The sequence below is a fragment of the Moritella yayanosii genome (assembly GCF_900465055.1).
GTDB lineage: Bacteria > Pseudomonadota > Gammaproteobacteria > Enterobacterales > Moritellaceae > Moritella > Moritella yayanosii.
Window position 1 is genome coordinate 2660883 of the sequence record NZ_LS483250.1, and the last position, 15991, is coordinate 2676873.

The window sequence follows — 15991 nt, forward strand, 5'->3', positions numbered from 1 at the left end:
CCCCTAAAAAGCGGCCGTTTCAGCAAGACTGTAAAATTCTGCCATCACCTTTTTTAACTGGTCAGCATTTTCCACGGCATCATCTTGAAAATAAAATAGATCGGTCAATTCTTCCATCACCTTTAACATCTTCTGAGAACGCACTGAAACACGTGATTCATAACGCTTTAACGCCGGTGCTATATCATCAAAACAATTACCATTGATCGCTTGCGCCAGCATAAAACAGTTTTCTAATCCCAGCGTTAGGCCATAGCCTAAAGTAGGTAACATACCGTGGATACTGTCCCCCAGTAATACGCAACGTCCTTTGTACCAGGGTTTCTCTGGGTTCATTGCTTTAAGTGGGTTAGTCAGCATGTCTTTTTCTTGGGTACGCGATACCATCTCAAGCAATTCAGTCGGCAACCCGGCTAATCTCGTCACTAACTCTTCTTTATTCAATGCCTTATCATTTAAGTCATGCTTATAAGCAATAAACCAATAGCGATAGTTGGTGTCATTATTGAGTGGGTATGTCACCAATCTCGCATTCTTATGCGCATAAATTTGGCAGGCATCCGCTTCTAAATTGGCACTGTGAAACTGCAGTACACCACGTGACGCCATGACGCCGGTATAATAGGGTTGCTGATGGGTCACAAACTCTCTTACTTTCGACGATATACCATCGGCACCAATGACCAGATCAAATTCTTTTAATTCACTGTGATTGATTTCAATCACCGCTTTATCATCGCGATTAATCACATGGGTGCAAGCCGCACCGTAATGGATCGCGTCATCCCCCAACGCCTCTCTTAATAATTGGAATAACTGCTGACGCTCGAACATAATCGCAGGCGCGGGGAAGTCTAGACCGGGCATATTGACCGACTGCCGATGCACTTCCTGGCCGCGTTGATTATTGGTTACTAAATACTTTATCGCCTGTCCCTGTGTCATGAAATGTCCGCTGTTCATAATGAACTTCAGTATTTGTACACCTTGGGGCCAAACATAAATACCGGTACCAGAATCTCGAGGTTCAATAGAACGCTCAAATACTTCAACATCATGACCGAATTTTTTGAGTAATAACGCACTGACCAGCCCATTCAGTCCCGCCCCTATAATGCCAATTTTCATTTATGCTGCTACCTTGTATTTTATCGATTCTGTTTTCATATTGAACTTGCGCTGTAACATACACAAACTAGTCAACTCCATCAGCATAGGATCAAGCAATGCTTGCCTTTGCGGCGACATAGTCGGTAATTCGGCAAGCAAGGCTCTGACTTTAGCCGCATTAAAGAACGGGATGCGATCAAGGTCTGATGAATTCAATGTATCGTTAACAAGCTCAAAAAGAGGGCCTTTTTGCAGCAATGTTGAAGGTGGTGCTCGGAAATAATGTTTTTTGCGCGTGTATAATTCATGCGGTAAATATTTTTTCATGGCTTCTCGGAAAACATATTTCTCAGTATTACCACGGATTTTCAGGTGCACAGGTAACTGCGCAGCTAGCTCCATCACATGATGGTCCAACAAGGGGATACGGCCTTCAATGCTGTGGGCCATTTCCATCCGGTCTCCCAGAGTCGTTAAGACAAAATTAGGCAGGAATGATTTGGCCCATAAATACATTGAGCGATGAACGGGATCAATAGACTCTAGTTTGCGATGGTCCAATTGATTGAAGAATAATCGGTACGGTTCAACCTGTCCAAATTTCTCAATTTGTGAATCTGAATAAACGCCTTGCAGTTCTTTAAACCAGCCCGCTTGATTATCAAGCCAAGATACCCCGTGACCGAGTTGTTCCGTCAGCCACTCAATATCTTTAGGAAGACCCTGATGCGTATAGCCAGTGTTATTCTTTTTGATCTTCTCTAACATGCTTTCAATGACTTCAGGATCTTGATTTTGTGAATTAAATAATGCCATATCACGTTTGAAATGAGGGTAACCACCAAATACTTCATCGGCACCTTCGCCCGTTAACACGACTTTATGTCCAGACTTTTCAACGATGCCACTTAAAATATATTTAGCTACACCGTGCGCGTTAAAGAAAGGCGTTTCGTTATGCCAGACGGCTTTTTCGAAATTATCTGCGAGATCCTTTTGGGTCACGTTAATCGTATGAAATTTTGCACCATGTGTTTCTGCGGCTAACCGAGCAAAGCGGTTTTCATCGTAATCTTCCATCTCTCCAAACGATAAGTTAAACGCATCTAATGGCCGTCCGGATAACTGTGTTGCCATGCCTAATATCGCCGACGAATCAACACCACCACTGAGGTATATACCAACGGGAACATCCGATCTAAGGCGTAATTTTACCGCGGTTTCAATCGAGTCATGCACCTGTTTTATGTAATCTTCATCTGACACGTTTGACGCATTCAAAGTCTCTGCATCTTTATAATCAATATCCCAATAACAAGCGTCTGTCGCGCCTGATGGCGTGACAGTCATCATATGACCCGCGGCTACTGACTTGATATCTTTAAACAATGTATGATTACTTAAATAAAAAGCACGAGAGTTATAAGAAGATTCATCCCAAACGGCTTCAACACCAGCACCTATGATGGCTTTTATTTCTGAAGCAAAATAATATCGACCTTGATATTCACTAAAAAAGAGTGGTTTAACACCCGCTCTATCACGCATTGCAATTACCGTATTTTGACACTGATCAAAAATAACTAATGAGAATTCACCACGTAATTGGTGCAGTCCTTTGGTGCCATATAAGCTATATAGATGTAACGCAATCTCACTGTCTGATGCGGTTTTAAATTGACAACCTTGCAATTTAAGCTCGTCACGAATACGTTCAAAATCGTAAAATTCGCCATTCACGACAATATGAATAGAATTATCGATGTTGTGTATCGGCTGAAGTCCATTATCTAAACCAATAATACTTAACCTTGCATGCCCCATAATCATCCGACTATCTTCAGATTCCCATACGCAGTTCTCATCAGGGCCACGGTGCTTTATCTCATTGATACCGCGTTTAACTTGCTCGGCACTCACCTGCTCGGCTGTATTTGAACTATATACTGTTAAAAAACCACACATGATCTATTCCTTTAAATTTAAAATATAACTATTTACCGGTTAACAAATAGTGAAATTATGTCCATATTTTTATTGTTCACATATACTGAAATTTATTTATTAGGCTGCCTTGCGTTTTAGCATTGGGCATCTTTGATAGACCCTTTTATGATCCGTTATCCCGATAAATCTAAATTTTGACTGGCTTTTAATATGTTCAAGTTGTCCGACATCTCGGGTTTGATACATATAATCAATATAAGTATCGTAATTAATTTCATGACGTTCACTGAGGCGTAGCTTATTATGCTTAGTACTGATTCCGAGACGATAATTCTGATTGATAGTACCTGAGAAAAACTCACCAACAGCGCCAGAGCCATAACTAAAAAATCCAATTTTTTGGCCTGAAACATCTTGTTCGGCATTGTCTAAAAGAGATAATAATCCGATATACAAGCTGGCTGTATAGGTATTGCCGATCTCTCTTCCGTAAGTTTGTGTAATTGCATATGACGCTTCTGTTTTATCTTTCATTTCATCGACAAAGCTCTCTTTTAGATGTCGATAAGCTTTATTCGCCATTTTTGTAAAGGGCTGATGGAAGCATAACCAATCAAATTCGGCTAAACTTTTTCCGCCTTTGTGGATGTAATTAAGATAACTTTTATTCATTATATTTAAGTAGGCATCTTTTGATAATTCACCATCAACCAATGCATGCTTAAAATAATTTGGACGCCAAAAATCCATAATGTCAGTACTATAAAAGCCGCGTTCAGGATCAATTTCCACTATGTCTGGGTTTGCTGATATCAACATCGCGATAGCGCCCGCCCCTTGAGTACACTCACCCGGCGAATTTTGTTTATAACGCGCGATATCACTGGCAACCAATAATATCGACTCTTCTGGACGCGTCTTCGCAAGATCACAAGCCATTTGCAAACCTGCGGTTCCTGCGTAACAGGCCTGTTTTATTTCAAATGCTCGACAGTTAGACTGTATATCAATAAGTCCCATTAAATAGGCGGCGCCAGATTTAGATTGGTCAACACTAGACTCGGTAGCAAAAATCAATGTTGATATAGATTGCGCTTCTTGGCTCGTTAACGAATCAAGTACTGATTGTGCGGCATTAGCCGCTAATGTAATCACATCTTCATCTGGAGATGGAACCGCCATTTTAGACTGACCAATACCCAATATATATTTTTCCGGCGCTATATCATGATGTTCAGCTAATGAATTTAAAGTGAGGTACGAATCAGGTATATATAACTCTAATTTATGTATTCCGACTACGGTAGTATTTTCCATCTCTCAATCTCCTATTAATTTGTGGGTAGTGTTTGATCAACATTAAATTTAAACGCTACAATTTAATATTGAAAGAATTCACTAAATAATAGAAATAAATTCATCCTTATAAATTTAAGATGTTGTATATAAAATACATTTCATCCAAAACGGTCAGCGATAATATTTCCCTACCGGTCTGTTCAGACCTAGACTTTTCACGTTATGACTAGTTACTACCTGTTTTTTTCAATATATATATGTCAATAAACCCATTAATATTTATTTCACCACATATTTTTTTGAATTAATTACCTAAAAAACATAAGGGAATGTTATGACAAAAGTACTCGTTATTTATTACTCAAGTTATGGTCATATAGAGCTGATGGCAAATTCGATAGCGGAAGGAGCTATCTCTATTTCGGGGGTGGAGGTAGACATAAAGCGTGTAGCCGAATTAATGCCTGATGATGTAGCAAAACAAGCCGGAATCAAACTAGAGCAACAGGCTCCTTATGCAAAACCTGAAGACTTGGCAAACTATGATGCGATCATTTTTGGCACACCCACACGATTCGGCAATATGGCGGCTCAAATGAGAAACTTCCTGGATCAAACTGGCGGGCTATGGTCCGAAGGTAAACTGATCGGGAAAATTGGCAGTGTATTTACCTCCACGGGTACTGGCGGTGGTAATGAAACTACTATTCAATCTTTTCATACCACTTTATTCCATCACGGCATGGTTGTCGTCGGTCTGCCATATTCAGCACCGGATTTAGGTGATATATCTGAAGTCAAAGGGGGATCGCCGTTAGGCGCCGCATGTATTGCTGGGCCTGATGGTTCTAGACAACCGTCCGACAAAGAAATGGCATTAGCCTTCTTTCAAGGCCAGCATGTCGCCAAGCTAGCATGTAAGTTAAGTGCATAAAAAGATTAATTTTATAAAAAACAAACATTAATAATGTTGTAAATATCCTTGAGGAAAACTAACTCATGTTCTCTTTTGACAGTAACAAAAAAGCTCACCTATTAATGGTGACATGGTCAATACTCATTGCAAGTTCATTTCCTGCTGCGTCGCTGATTGTCGGTAAAATTGATACTACAAGCATAACCGCTTTAAGGTTTATCATTAGTAGTTGTTTGTTTTTTATATTTATATCTATATTTTTTAAATTCAAAATTAAATTACCAAAAATAAAAGATTTCATATGCTACTCGACATTATCAGCTTGTTTAGTTTTTTATTTTTGGTCTCTATTTAAAGCATTAGAAACAACCACACCATTACATACCGGAATATTGTTTACCTCGGTGCCATTATTTACGGCGTTAATATCCAATCAGATTTTTAAAGTTAAAATATCCAAACATATTAAAACCGCTCTGCTTCTTGGTGCTGTTGGTGCGATATGGGCCGTTTTAAAAGGGGATATCAAGTTACTGTCTGCCTTTTCTTTTAATTCTGGCGATCAGACTTTTATATTTGGTTGTATCACCTTCGCATTTTATGGACCCTTTGTTAATTTTGCCAAGAAAAAAGGCATGTTAACGGCATCTTCTGCTGTGATCACATTTTGGATAATGCTGATTGGTAGTATTGCATTGATAGCGATAGCGCTAATTGAACAGAAAGGCGAACTACAATGGGGTATACTTAACTATAAAGATTACTTAACTCTATTATACCTTTCAATCTTTACAACTATTATTACTTTTTGGCAAATACAATATTGTACACAGATACTCGACGCGACTATTGTCATGTCTTACAGTTACTTAATACCAAGTATGGTATTGCTAATCGATATTTTCATCTATGGTAATTCTGCGCCTCCATCTGTATTCCTGGGCATCATGTTTACGTTCATCGCATTAATATTAATTAATAATGAATTTAAAATACCGCGCTATTTTAGTAACTCAAAATGAATGGTGTTGTTAATATAATCACTAATGATTAGTGATTATATGCAATATTCAAATTCAGTTGTTAAATTTATACTAAAAAACTATTCAACCATACGGATGAGAAATAATATGCCTAAAATTAAAATCGAATTTTATCATGACGCAGTATGTGGGTGGTGTTACCTATTAAGCCCGCGCCTTAGGAACTTACTAAAAAATAAAAACATAGAAATTCAACAACGTTGCTTTGTATTGCAACGTAACGATGAAGAAATGGTGCAACGCTTTGGGTCTTTAACATCTGCTAAATTCGAGATCTTAACCCATTGGGAATCATGCAAAGCTCAAGCCGATGATCCCAGTAGCATCAATATAGAAGGTATGCGAGCTACGTCATTTTCTTATCCTAGCGGTTATCTGGCAGCATTAGGGGCGAAAACAGCCGAGCTAATGGGTGACAGTAATACACATTGGGATTATTTCGATGAAATACAGCGCCAACATTTAAAGCTGAATATGAATATTGCTGATACCGAGGTGATCATAGCAACAGCCAAAATAATAGGGTTAGATCCAATCGAGTTTAGCAATACGTTATTTAGTGATAAAGTGAAACAAGCCGTAGAAAAAGATATACGTCAAGCGAATAAGTTGGGTATCAGAACAATCCCCACCATAGTCATTAACGGTGAAAAAGTTATTTCTCAAACATTGACTAATCAACAATTAGACACGTTATTTAGTCAATAACGATTCGCGAATCGTCTCGATTGATAGATGCTGTGCAATGTGCACAATTCAGGTACACTGCCCAGTATCAATGTATGACTACCTCAACGAGTTTCTAATCTTATGGCTACTGTTCGCGCCACCTATGCTTCGCATATCGTACTGCCAGAAAACGTAACCGATAAACCCACGGTATGCAGTTTTCTTATCGGTCATTTCAAACAGATTGATGCGACAGTATGGCAACAACGGATCATCGATGGCAAAGTGCATTGGCGTGATGGTAGCTTAATTACCCTAGATTGTGCGTTTATACCACGAGAGCGAGTCTATTATTACCGTGAGGTTGCGGTAGAAAAAAAGATCCCTTTTCCTGAAAAAATCATGTACGAAGATGACCACATTATTATTGCCTACAAGCCACATTTTTTAGCCGTGAGTCCTAGCGGTCAATTCATTAATGAGTGTTTAGTTAACCGCCTAAGAATAAAAACCGGTATCGATACATTGGTAACAGCACATCGCCTTGACCGTGCGACAGCAGGCTTAATGCTGCTATCTAAGCACCCAGAGCAGCGCCACCTTTACCATGATTTGTTTAAGTATGCCAATATCACCAAACATTACCAAGCCATTGCCCGATTAACACCCGAGTTATACCAACAACAGCAACAAGCTGAACTTGTGCTACCATTACATTGGACTGTAAAAAATAACATTGTCAAAGGCGAACCCAGTTTCACGATGAAAATTGCAGACGGTGAGGCGAATAGTCATTCTGAAATTGAATTGATTGCCGCTAAAGGTGAATTCGGATTGTTTAGACTGTCACCCATTACCGGGAAAACACACCAACTGCGCTTGCACATGAATAGTTTAGGCATGCCATTGGTAAACGACCGCTTATACCCAATATTATTAGACCGCTGTGATGATAACTTTAAGCAGCCATTGCAGTTATTAGCGCAACAGCTTGAATTTACCGATCCAGTGACCGGTATTGAACACAACATAGTGACCAAAACACTGGATATTGATACGCTAATGGATAAAACCATCGATATTATTTAGTCCATTTACACCGCAACATTTAATGCTTTTTCCATTTTGGCTTTGTCTTGATAAGTAGATTTAATCATTAAAATAACGAAGAAGATAAGCAGTCAAGGTGCAAACCGGCAAGTACATCCAAATAATGTTTCATGGATATATTAAACTATCGTTTTGACTATACGACAAGTTCATCGAACGAGATTAATGTATGACTGATCGATGCATCAATATCATCAATGTAAACCCCGGCACCATAAGTCCAGCCCCATGTAGGAAAACGTTTACTGTAAGAGATCTTACGAACCGTTTTACCACCAATAAACAATGGGAAACAATAGCTGACGAAAGTGCCTTCCGTTAATTGTTTTGCCTGTTCATGTATCGTCTGATAAGTAAAATCACCGTCAGTGTCTTGCAGCATTTTAACATTAGGATTAGAGTCATCAACACCGCCGAGAGAAGCCAGCAAGGTGTAATCATCATCAAACACAAAAATATAATTACCATCTAATAGCGAGAGGCGTTGTAAGGCTTGTTTTTGTGCCTGTTCAAGTGACAAAACCCCGGACTGGTAATACAGATCATAACGCTGAAAAATAGCTTCTGTTTTATCAATGATATTCACTAAACGTGACTTTCTTTCTGCTAGCATTTCTCCACGTAATATTGATAAATAACCGAATGCGGTAAACACCAACGCGATAAGGCTTAACACAACACACAAGATAATTTTACAGATAATTGAACAACGACGGCACATTACAGCCTCTACAACATAACGAAACAATCTATCCGCATGCTAACACAGTGAAAACATAAACCACTGTAAACAATGATAAAAATAGTATCATCAGGTAATTTAACACATATTATATTATCTACAACCCTATTGTATATATTTGCAGCATGATTAGATCACCAGAATGGCATCATTCGAGGAGGGCAATTAACGATAAGTCTACAGCAACAACCTACCGTTAATCATTCACTAGCAAAGCTGCTTATTTGACTACAATTTCATAGCTCGACGTGATTTCAGCTGCCTTTTCTAGCATTTTCGCCACAGAGCAATATTTTTCCATTGATAGCTCAACTGCACGTTTTACTTTTTTCTCATTAAGGTCAGTGCCCGATACGATAAAATGTGCGTTAATTTTAGTGAACACACGAGGTGGTTCAGGCGCTCGTTCACTCGTTAAATCAACCTCACAACCGAGGATATTTTGACGGCCTGTTTTTAAAATATCGACAACATCAATAGTGCTACATGCCCCCATCCCCATCAGCACAACTTCCATTGGACTCGCCGCAATACCATTACGGTCTCCATCCATAAGGATACCGTGACCCGTTTCTGACGTGCCCATCAGTTGCATTTTGTCGATCCACTTCACATTTGCTTTCATAAAATACCTCGTTAATGTCTAATTCAAGGTATTGAACAATATTTAATATCACAAAGGCAATAAAATACCGTCCCATATCCCAAATATAGTTAAAAATTACAAATAAATAGCAAGTCAATATTCAAAAAATGATATATTCACGTTGATATTGAACAGAAATCAACTCAGTTCTTGCTTATTAGTGTTATTGTCTCTTATGCTATCAAGTCAGTAATAATAATAAAATTAAAATATCGCAATACGGACATAATTTGCGATTATAATAACTTACAGAGGAATACCCATGGTTGTTATCGGCAAGCCACAATCCGACCCTACTTTAGAATGGTTTTTATCTCACTGTCATATTCACAAGTACCCTTCAAAAAGTACGCTGATCCATGCAGGAGAAAAAGCGGACACTTTATATTTTATCGTTAAAGGCTCTGTGGCAGTTCTAATTAAGGATGAAGAAGGCAAAGAAATGATCCTTTCTTATCTGAATCAAGGTGACTTCATGGGTGAACTAGGCCTATTTGAAGATACTGAAGAGCCTATACGTAGCGCATGGATCCGTGCTAAATCACCCTGTGAAGTAGCAGAGATTTCATATAAGAAATTCCGTCAATTAATCCAAGTTAACCCTGAAATTTTAATGCGTTTATCAGGTCAAATGGCTGAACGTCTACAGATAACCAGTCAAAAAGTTGGTGATCTAGCATTCCTAGACGTAACTGGCCGTATTGCACAAACGCTATTAAGCTTAGCCAAACAGCCTGACGCAATGACTCATCCAGACGGCATGCAAATTAAAATTACTCGTCAAGAAATTGGCCAGATCGTTGGTTGTTCACGTGAGACTGTTGGTCGTATCTTAAAGATGCTTGAAGAACAAGAGCTGATCTCAGCTCATGGTAAAACGATTGTTGTATTTGGCACACGCTAATTCAATCATTTTATTAAGCTAATAACACGGCGTCTGACATGTTACTCACAAGTCAGACGCCGTTTTTATTAACTGCTGTTTATGCGTTAGCTAATGTTGTGATTTATGCAATAGTTTAATTAACACTGACGTATCACTACGCTACTCGCCGACTAAAGTCACTTTCTTCGCCATTATATCCAACACAGGTAAAACGCACTCGTATACGTTTTCTTCGGCTAATAATGCGGATGTGGTTGTATGAACGATCAATATTGCATTGGCTTTCATTGCCGACAATACGCCATTTCAGCCGTAAACAACGCTACGCACGTCATCATCATTACCCACACATAAGCACTAAATCCGCATTAAGTGCAGCGAGATGTGGCGTATAGATACGTTCACCACTATATTTTTCGACCCAAGTGACGGCTAAACCAATAAATGCTATTTTAATTTTAATCATCTTTATGCCATGTCACTTTCTATTCAATTAACGGTTACGCAGCTAACCACTTTTCGATAGCTTGGCTCAGTTTTTTCATTCCTGCATGAATATCATCTTCTGGGATATTAAGTGCCGGCGTAAAACGTAATACATTAGCGCCAGCCACTAATATTAATAGCCCGTCTTGAGCTGCTTGATTCATGATCGCGATGGCTTGACCTTGATATTGTTCGTTTAACTCAGCACCTAATAATAAACCGTCACCACGAATGTCAGAGAAAATGGCATATTGGTTATTTATCTGCGTTAAAGCTTCTTTAAAAATGGCTGATTTTACCTTCACTTGCGCTAAAAAATCATCATTATTGATCGTATCAACGACAACCTCCGCAACACTACAAGCCAGTGGATTACCGCCATAAGTACTACCATGGGTTCCCACACTCAGACTCTTGGCAATATTACCTGTCGTTAACATCGCAGCAATAGGAAAACCAGCCCCAAGACCTTTTGCCGAGGTTAAAATATCAGGTTTTATATCAGTATGTTGATAAGCATAAAACGTTCCCGTACGGCCAACGCCCGTTTGCACTTCATCAAATATCAGCAGCGCATTGTATTTATCACACAGCGCCCGAACGCCTATCAGAAATTGCTGATTAGCCGCATTAATACCACCTTCACCTTGCAACGGTTCCATCATGACTGCACAGGTTTTATCACTCATTAATGCTTCAACGGCTGCCAAATCATTAAAGTCTACATGGTCAATAGCACCCGGTTTAGGACCAAAACCATCAGAATAAGACGATTGACCACCAACGGTCACTGTAAAGAAAGTTCTGCCGTGGAAACCCTTATTAAATGCGATGATCTGATCTTTGCCGTCACCAAATTTATCGAGTGCATAACGACGCGCTAACTTTAACGCCGCTTCGTTGGCTTCGGCACCAGAATTAGCAAAGAAAACTTTATCTGCAAACGTCGCCTTAGTCAGTTTTCTGGCTAACCTTAATGCCGGTTCATTCGTGAGTAAATTACTCACGTGCCATAATTTCTGGCTTTGTTGTTGCAACGTTGCAACTAAAGGAGGGTAACAATGGCCTAAACAACTGACGGCAATACCAGCAGTAAAATCAATGTATTCATTATCAGCTTGATCCCAAACACGTGAGCCTTGGCCTCGCACAGGGATCATTGCTGCCGGCGCATAATTTGGCACCATTACGTTATCAAAATCTTTCCGAGTCACAGCCATTACGTTATTGGTCATAGTCCTTCCCTCTCAGCAAACATCAATGTTTAAATAGTCAAACGCCAGCTAACGGCGAATATATATTCAATAATTATAGATATTTAATCACAGGTCAAGTTCAATATAGCGTTCTATTACCGAAATCTATGAATTATTGATAAGAAAATTATTTAATAGCTCTTTGCCTTGCTCAGTCAGGATACTTTCAGGGTGAAATTGTACACCTTCGAGCGCGAGTTCTTTATGTTTAAACGCCATGATCTCATCAAACTCGCCATCATTATCTTCAGTCCAAGCCGTGATCTCAAATTCATCATTAAGTGTCGACGTTTCAACAATTAAAGAGTGATAGCGGGTGACTGTTAACGGATTCTTTAATCCCGTAAAAACCCCTTTACCTGTATGCTGAATTTTCGACGTTTTACCATGCATCACTTTTTTGGCTTTAATGACATTGGCACCGAATACTTGGGCGATTGACTGATGACCCAGACACACGCCTAAAATGGGGATTTCACCTGCAAACTGTTGAATCACGGATAATGAAATACCGGCATCATTTGGTGTACATGGACCAGGAGAAATAACCAGATAATCAGGAGATAACGACGCTATTTGCGCCAGTGAAATTTCATCATTACGTTTAACGACAACATCTTGTCCGAGTTCAGAGAAATATTGGAATAAATTAAACGTAAAACTATCGTAATTATCGATAATAAGTAACATGGAAGATTAAAATTCTAGTGAGGAAACTGGATGAATAATATCATAGCTAGAAATTGGTTTCTAATAATGACTCTCAGTAATAGAAGCATACCAGTTCAGTATCCATAATGTTTAAAGCAGTAAACGAAAAAGCTCAGCAAATGCTGAGCTTTATAATCTTTACCGAATGTTAAATCGAGTTATTTAACCGATACAAACTCTGGGTAAGCATCGATACCACAGTCAGCCATATCCATACCCGTGATCTCTTCTTCTTCAGTAACACGAATGCCCATTGTTGCTTTCAGAATAGCCCATACTAAGATACTTGCTCCGAATACCCAAGCGAAGATAATAGCGGCGCCATATAGCTGAGCACCAAATGTTGCATCTGTATTGCTAAATGGTACAACCATTAAGCCAAATAGACCACACACACCATGTACCGAGATAGCACCAACTGGATCATCAATCTTCACTTTATCCAATGCAACGATACTAAATACAACTAACACACCACCTAATGCACCTAATAATGTCGCAAATGCTGGAGCTGGACTGAGTGGGTCAGCAGTAATCGTGACCAAACCAGCTAATGCGCCATTAAGAATCATCGTTAAGTCTGCTTTGCCCCACAAGGCTTTAGTAACCAGCAATGCAGCTACAGCACCCGCAGCCGCAGCCGCATTCGTATTCAGGAAGATTTTACCAACGGCTGTTGCGTTTTCAACATCTGAAAGCATTAGCTGTGAACCACCGTTAAAACCAAACCAACCCATCCACAAGATAAATGCACCTAATGTTGCTAATGGCATATTTGAACCAGGGATTGGGTGCACTTCGCCATTTTTACCATACTTACCTTTACGGGCACCAAGTAATAACACAGCAGCGAATGCAGCAGCGGCACCAGCCATATGTACGATACCAGAACCCGCGAAATCAGAGAAACCAGCTTCAGACAAGAAACCACCGCCCCAAGTCCAATAACCTTCAATTGGATAGATCACGCCAGTTAAAACGACAGTAAAGGCAAGGAAGGCCCATAATTTCATACGTTCGGCAACCGCACCAGATACAATCGACATTGCTGTTGCAACGAATACAACTTGGAAGAAGAAGTCTGATTCTAACGAGTGATCAGCACCCTCAGATTGTGTACCAATTAAAGAACCAAATGATGGAATAATTCCGCCTTCAGCATTACCAATATACATGATGTTATAACCGACTAATAAAAACATGATACAGGCGATAGAATAAAGCACGATGTTCTTTGTCAAAATTTCAGTGGTATTCTTAGATCTAACGAGGCCTGCTTCTAGCATGGCAAAACCTGCCGCCATCCACATCACCAGTACGCCAGACATTAAAAAGTAGAAAGTATCGAGTGCAAAACGCAGCTCAGTAACTGTAGTTGTTAGCTCTTGCATAATTTATTTCCTTTAAATTGCTTCTGAGTCCATTTCGCCCGTACGGATACGCACCACTTGTGTTAAATCGTAAACAAAAATTTTGCCGTCACCGATCTTCCCTGTGTAAGCAGCATTGCTAATAGCATCAATTAGGCGATCAACATTTTCACTCTGAGTGGCGATTTCTAACTTAACTTTTGGTAAGAAATCAACTTGATATTCAGCCCCACGGTATAATTCGGTGTGCCCTTTTTGACGGCCAAAGCCTTTCACTTCAGTCACAGTTAGTCCTTCAACACCGATATCTGCTACCGCGTCACGAACATCATCGAGTTTAAATGGTTTAATGATTGCGCTTATTAGCTTCATAAAGAGCTCCTTGCATGAGTATATGGAATATCTATATAATTAAACTTAATTCAACCTCCGTGCCAACAATTTAAACACTCTAAATTCAATAACTTAACTAAACACCTTACTTTATCCTGACACCACAAGCACCAAAACAGTGCGACCATTCGATAATTCCCCCCAATTCAGTGCAGTTGTTAATTAAATATTAACTCACTATTAATTTGAGATCGTAATCCCAATTTTAATAACTTCTTATATCTTAAAATTACGTAAGACATTAACTAATTTTAATTGTTAATTCTTACTGGGTATCCATCAGTCTTAATAACTAGGTTTCTTAATAATCTAGTTAAAATAAATTACTAGTGGTAACACTATTATCAACGCTAACAGCTTGCGGTTCTGAAGATGGTCAAGTATATACGCAAGACGATATAGCATGGCACTGGGCAATATCTTTAGATGGTGTAGGACAAGTAGCAACCTTACACCCTGAAGAAGACCTTCAATATCAATTTTTAGAAGCTAATACTTATAGAATAAAAGCAACAATATTAAAACCGACTGCAATCATAAATATCGTGAGCATAAATGGTTTGCATGTTGAATTTGATGCACAAAGTTCAACTTATAGTGAAGGCAATATCAGTGAATTCGAGTGGATAATGGAGGGGACGAGTTATTCCACACCTGTGCAAGCCCATACGTTTAACCGATCAGGGCGATATTCAGTATCACTCAAAGTAAAGTCCGTCGATGGTAGTGAAGTTTCAGCGGAGCCGACTGAACCCGTTGCTGATTTCACCTATACTACAGCTAATCGAGTAGCCAATTTTAATGCCAGTAGCAGTATTAGCAGTAATATTACTAGCTATAATTGGTATTCCCCACATGATGGTAGCAGCGAAAACGGTATAAAGATAACAAAAATATTCCCCGCGGAAGATAGTTATAATGTTTCACTTACAACAGTCAGTAGCGCTAATGCTTGGTGTAATATTCAAATAGCACAATATAAAGACCAAATGTCACGAATATTCCCTACCAATTTTACTTATGAAATAAGACAACAAGGTAATAATGAATGTGCCAAATCGAACGAGTTATAACGCTGAATTGATTCAAAACCAGGATCATAAATTTTTAATTTTTAATTTTTATTAAAATAGATATTTAAAGGCATATTATGCAATGTACTTGTGGCGGTTAAAGCAAAAGCATTTACCTCGATATCTGGCAGAGTTCTGTTTTAAGTTTAATCGACGGTTGAATTTAAAAAATATGCTTGAGCAGTTAATAGTATCAAGTATTCGAACAGCACCGATGCCTCAACGCTTATTTAAGCTAGCTGAGGTTCGCTGGTAATCAGATAGATGTATGACTTTAAAATATATTTGTAATGCACTAAATTCCTAGCAATAAAAAAGCCTGCATCTTTCGATT

At 39.0% G+C, this 15991-nt stretch carries 17 protein-coding genes and 1 pseudogene; 7 read left to right on the top strand and 11 right to left on the bottom strand.

What is annotated here, in order from left to right:
• Nucleotides 1-3 precede the first annotated feature (3 nt).
• From MORIYA_RS12360 to MORIYA_RS12370, 3 genes are all read right to left on the bottom strand, one after another.
• Nucleotides 4-1128 carry an FAD-dependent monooxygenase gene (locus tag MORIYA_RS12360; protein WP_112715599.1) on the bottom strand — a complete coding sequence of 375 codons (1125 nt, stop codon included), beginning with the start codon at nt 1126-1128 and terminating at the stop codon, nt 4-6.
• Nucleotides 1129-3075, bottom strand: coding sequence for an asparagine synthase (glutamine-hydrolyzing) (gene asnB, locus MORIYA_RS12365; RefSeq protein ID WP_112715601.1), 1947 nt, complete (start codon nt 3073-3075; stop codon nt 1129-1131).
• 99 nt (nt 3076-3174) lie between these two features.
• On the bottom strand, nt 3175-4374 hold the full coding sequence (locus MORIYA_RS12370) for a hydroxymethylglutaryl-CoA synthase (RefSeq protein WP_112715603.1): 1200 nt from the start codon (nt 4372-4374) through the stop codon (nt 3175-3177).
• Between the two features lie 316 nt (nt 4375-4690).
• Here MORIYA_RS12370 and wrbA point away from each other — a divergent pair, with 316 nt between their 5' ends.
• From wrbA to MORIYA_RS12390, 4 genes are all read left to right on the top strand, one after another.
• Nucleotides 4691-5290, top strand: coding sequence for an NAD(P)H:quinone oxidoreductase (gene wrbA / locus MORIYA_RS12375; RefSeq protein ID WP_112715605.1), 600 nt, complete (start codon nt 4691-4693; stop codon nt 5288-5290).
• 65 nt (nt 5291-5355) lie between these two features.
• The gene (locus MORIYA_RS12380; protein ID WP_112715607.1) at nt 5356-6294 is read left to right on the top strand and encodes a DMT family transporter; all 939 of its coding nucleotides are present in this window, start codon (nt 5356-5358) and stop codon (nt 6292-6294) included.
• Nucleotides 6295-6402: 108 nt separating this feature from the next.
• Nucleotides 6403-7023: a DsbA family oxidoreductase gene (locus MORIYA_RS12385; RefSeq protein ID WP_112715609.1), complete on the top strand. Its 621-nt coding sequence runs from the start codon at nt 6403-6405 to the stop codon at nt 7021-7023.
• Between the two features lie 102 nt (nt 7024-7125).
• Complete coding sequence (locus tag MORIYA_RS12390; protein WP_112715611.1) at nt 7126-8073, top strand: pseudouridine synthase; 948 nt, start codon at nt 7126-7128, stop codon at nt 8071-8073.
• Between the two features lie 157 nt (nt 8074-8230).
• On the opposite strand, the gene MORIYA_RS12395 is transcribed toward MORIYA_RS12390, so the two are convergent.
• Together MORIYA_RS12395 and MORIYA_RS12400 are read right to left on the bottom strand one after the other, a co-directional pair.
• Nucleotides 8231-8815 (bottom strand): cache domain-containing protein, encoded by a 585-nt coding sequence (locus MORIYA_RS12395; RefSeq protein ID WP_112715613.1) that lies wholly within the window; start codon nt 8813-8815, stop codon nt 8231-8233.
• Nucleotides 8816-9056: 241 nt separating this feature from the next.
• Entirely contained in the window at nt 9057-9461 is a 405-nt protein-coding gene (locus tag MORIYA_RS12400; protein ID WP_112715615.1) for an OsmC family protein, read from the bottom strand.
• Nucleotides 9462-9744: 283 nt separating this feature from the next.
• Between MORIYA_RS12400 and crp the strand changes: the two genes are divergently transcribed.
• The gene (crp, locus tag MORIYA_RS12405) at nt 9745-10386 is read left to right on the top strand and encodes a cAMP-activated global transcriptional regulator CRP (protein WP_112715617.1); all 642 of its coding nucleotides are present in this window, start codon (nt 9745-9747) and stop codon (nt 10384-10386) included.
• Nucleotides 10387-10527: 141 nt separating this feature from the next.
• On the opposite strand, the gene MORIYA_RS21805 is transcribed toward crp, so the two are convergent.
• From MORIYA_RS21805 to glnK, 6 genes are all read right to left on the bottom strand, one after another.
• Complete coding sequence (locus MORIYA_RS21805) at nt 10528-10656, bottom strand: hypothetical protein (RefSeq protein WP_408632084.1); 129 nt, start codon at nt 10654-10656, stop codon at nt 10528-10530.
• Between the two features lie 52 nt (nt 10657-10708).
• The gene (locus MORIYA_RS21810) at nt 10709-10834 is read right to left on the bottom strand and encodes a hypothetical protein (RefSeq protein WP_408632085.1); all 126 of its coding nucleotides are present in this window, start codon (nt 10832-10834) and stop codon (nt 10709-10711) included.
• A gap of 34 nt (nt 10835-10868) precedes the next feature.
• The gene (locus MORIYA_RS12415) at nt 10869-12074 is read right to left on the bottom strand and encodes an aspartate aminotransferase family protein (protein ID WP_174216974.1); all 1206 of its coding nucleotides are present in this window, start codon (nt 12072-12074) and stop codon (nt 10869-10871) included.
• Nucleotides 12075-12215: 141 nt separating this feature from the next.
• Nucleotides 12216-12800: an anthranilate synthase component II gene (locus MORIYA_RS12420; RefSeq protein ID WP_112715621.1), complete on the bottom strand. Its 585-nt coding sequence runs from the start codon at nt 12798-12800 to the stop codon at nt 12216-12218.
• A 179-nt stretch (nt 12801-12979) separates the two neighbouring features.
• Entirely contained in the window at nt 12980-14212 is a 1233-nt protein-coding gene (locus tag MORIYA_RS12425; RefSeq protein WP_112715623.1) for an ammonium transporter, read from the bottom strand.
• A gap of 12 nt (nt 14213-14224) precedes the next feature.
• Nucleotides 14225-14563 carry a P-II family nitrogen regulator gene (glnK, locus tag MORIYA_RS12430; RefSeq protein ID WP_112715625.1) on the bottom strand — a complete coding sequence of 113 codons (339 nt, stop codon included), beginning with the start codon at nt 14561-14563 and terminating at the stop codon, nt 14225-14227.
• A 350-nt stretch (nt 14564-14913) separates the two neighbouring features.
• On the opposite strand from glnK, the gene MORIYA_RS12435 reads away from it, so the two are divergent.
• On the top strand, nt 14914-15657 hold the full coding sequence (locus tag MORIYA_RS12435; protein WP_112715627.1) for a PKD domain-containing protein: 744 nt from the start codon (nt 14914-14916) through the stop codon (nt 15655-15657).
• Nucleotides 15658-15754: 97 nt separating this feature from the next.
• Nucleotides 15755-15913, top strand: a pseudogene (locus MORIYA_RS12440) (IS1595 family transposase); the annotation flags it as partial.
• Nucleotides 15914-15991 lie beyond the last annotated feature (78 nt).

Bases quoted from the DNA above. Each gene is read 5' to 3' on its own strand.
- MORIYA_RS21810 (WP_408632085.1), bottom strand. From the start codon at position 10,834: ATGATTAAAATTAAAATAGCATTTATTGGTTTAGCCGTCACTTGGGTC.
- MORIYA_RS12400 (WP_112715615.1), bottom strand. From the start codon at position 9,461: ATGAAAGCAAATGTGAAGTGGATCGACAAAATGCAACTGATGGGCACG.
- wrbA (WP_112715605.1), top strand. From the start codon at position 4,691: ATGACAAAAGTACTCGTTATTTATTACTCAAGTTATGGTCATATAGAG.
- asnB (WP_112715601.1), bottom strand. From the start codon at position 3,075: ATGTGTGGTTTTTTAACAGTATATAGTTCAAATACAGCCGAGCAGGTG.
- MORIYA_RS12370 (WP_112715603.1), bottom strand. From the start codon at position 4,374: ATGGAAAATACTACCGTAGTCGGAATACATAAATTAGAGTTATATATA.
- MORIYA_RS12425 (WP_112715623.1), bottom strand. From the start codon at position 14,212: ATGCAAGAGCTAACAACTACAGTTACTGAGCTGCGTTTTGCACTCGAT.
- MORIYA_RS12420 (WP_112715621.1), bottom strand. From the start codon at position 12,800: ATGTTACTTATTATCGATAATTACGATAGTTTTACGTTTAATTTATTC.
- crp (WP_112715617.1), top strand. From the start codon at position 9,745: ATGGTTGTTATCGGCAAGCCACAATCCGACCCTACTTTAGAATGGTTT.
- MORIYA_RS12395 (WP_112715613.1), bottom strand. From the start codon at position 8,815: ATGTGCCGTCGTTGTTCAATTATCTGTAAAATTATCTTGTGTGTTGTG.
- MORIYA_RS12415 (WP_174216974.1), bottom strand. From the start codon at position 12,074: ATGGCTGTGACTCGGAAAGATTTTGATAACGTAATGGTGCCAAATTAT.
- MORIYA_RS12360 (WP_112715599.1), bottom strand. From the start codon at position 1,128: ATGAAAATTGGCATTATAGGGGCGGGACTGAATGGGCTGGTCAGTGCG.
- MORIYA_RS12380 (WP_112715607.1), top strand. From the start codon at position 5,356: ATGTTCTCTTTTGACAGTAACAAAAAAGCTCACCTATTAATGGTGACA.
- MORIYA_RS12385 (WP_112715609.1), top strand. From the start codon at position 6,403: ATGCCTAAAATTAAAATCGAATTTTATCATGACGCAGTATGTGGGTGG.
- glnK (WP_112715625.1), bottom strand. From the start codon at position 14,563: ATGAAGCTAATAAGCGCAATCATTAAACCATTTAAACTCGATGATGTT.
- MORIYA_RS12390 (WP_112715611.1), top strand. From the start codon at position 7,126: ATGGCTACTGTTCGCGCCACCTATGCTTCGCATATCGTACTGCCAGAA.
- MORIYA_RS21805 (WP_408632084.1), bottom strand. From the start codon at position 10,656: ATGAAAGCCAATGCAATATTGATCGTTCATACAACCACATCCGCATTA.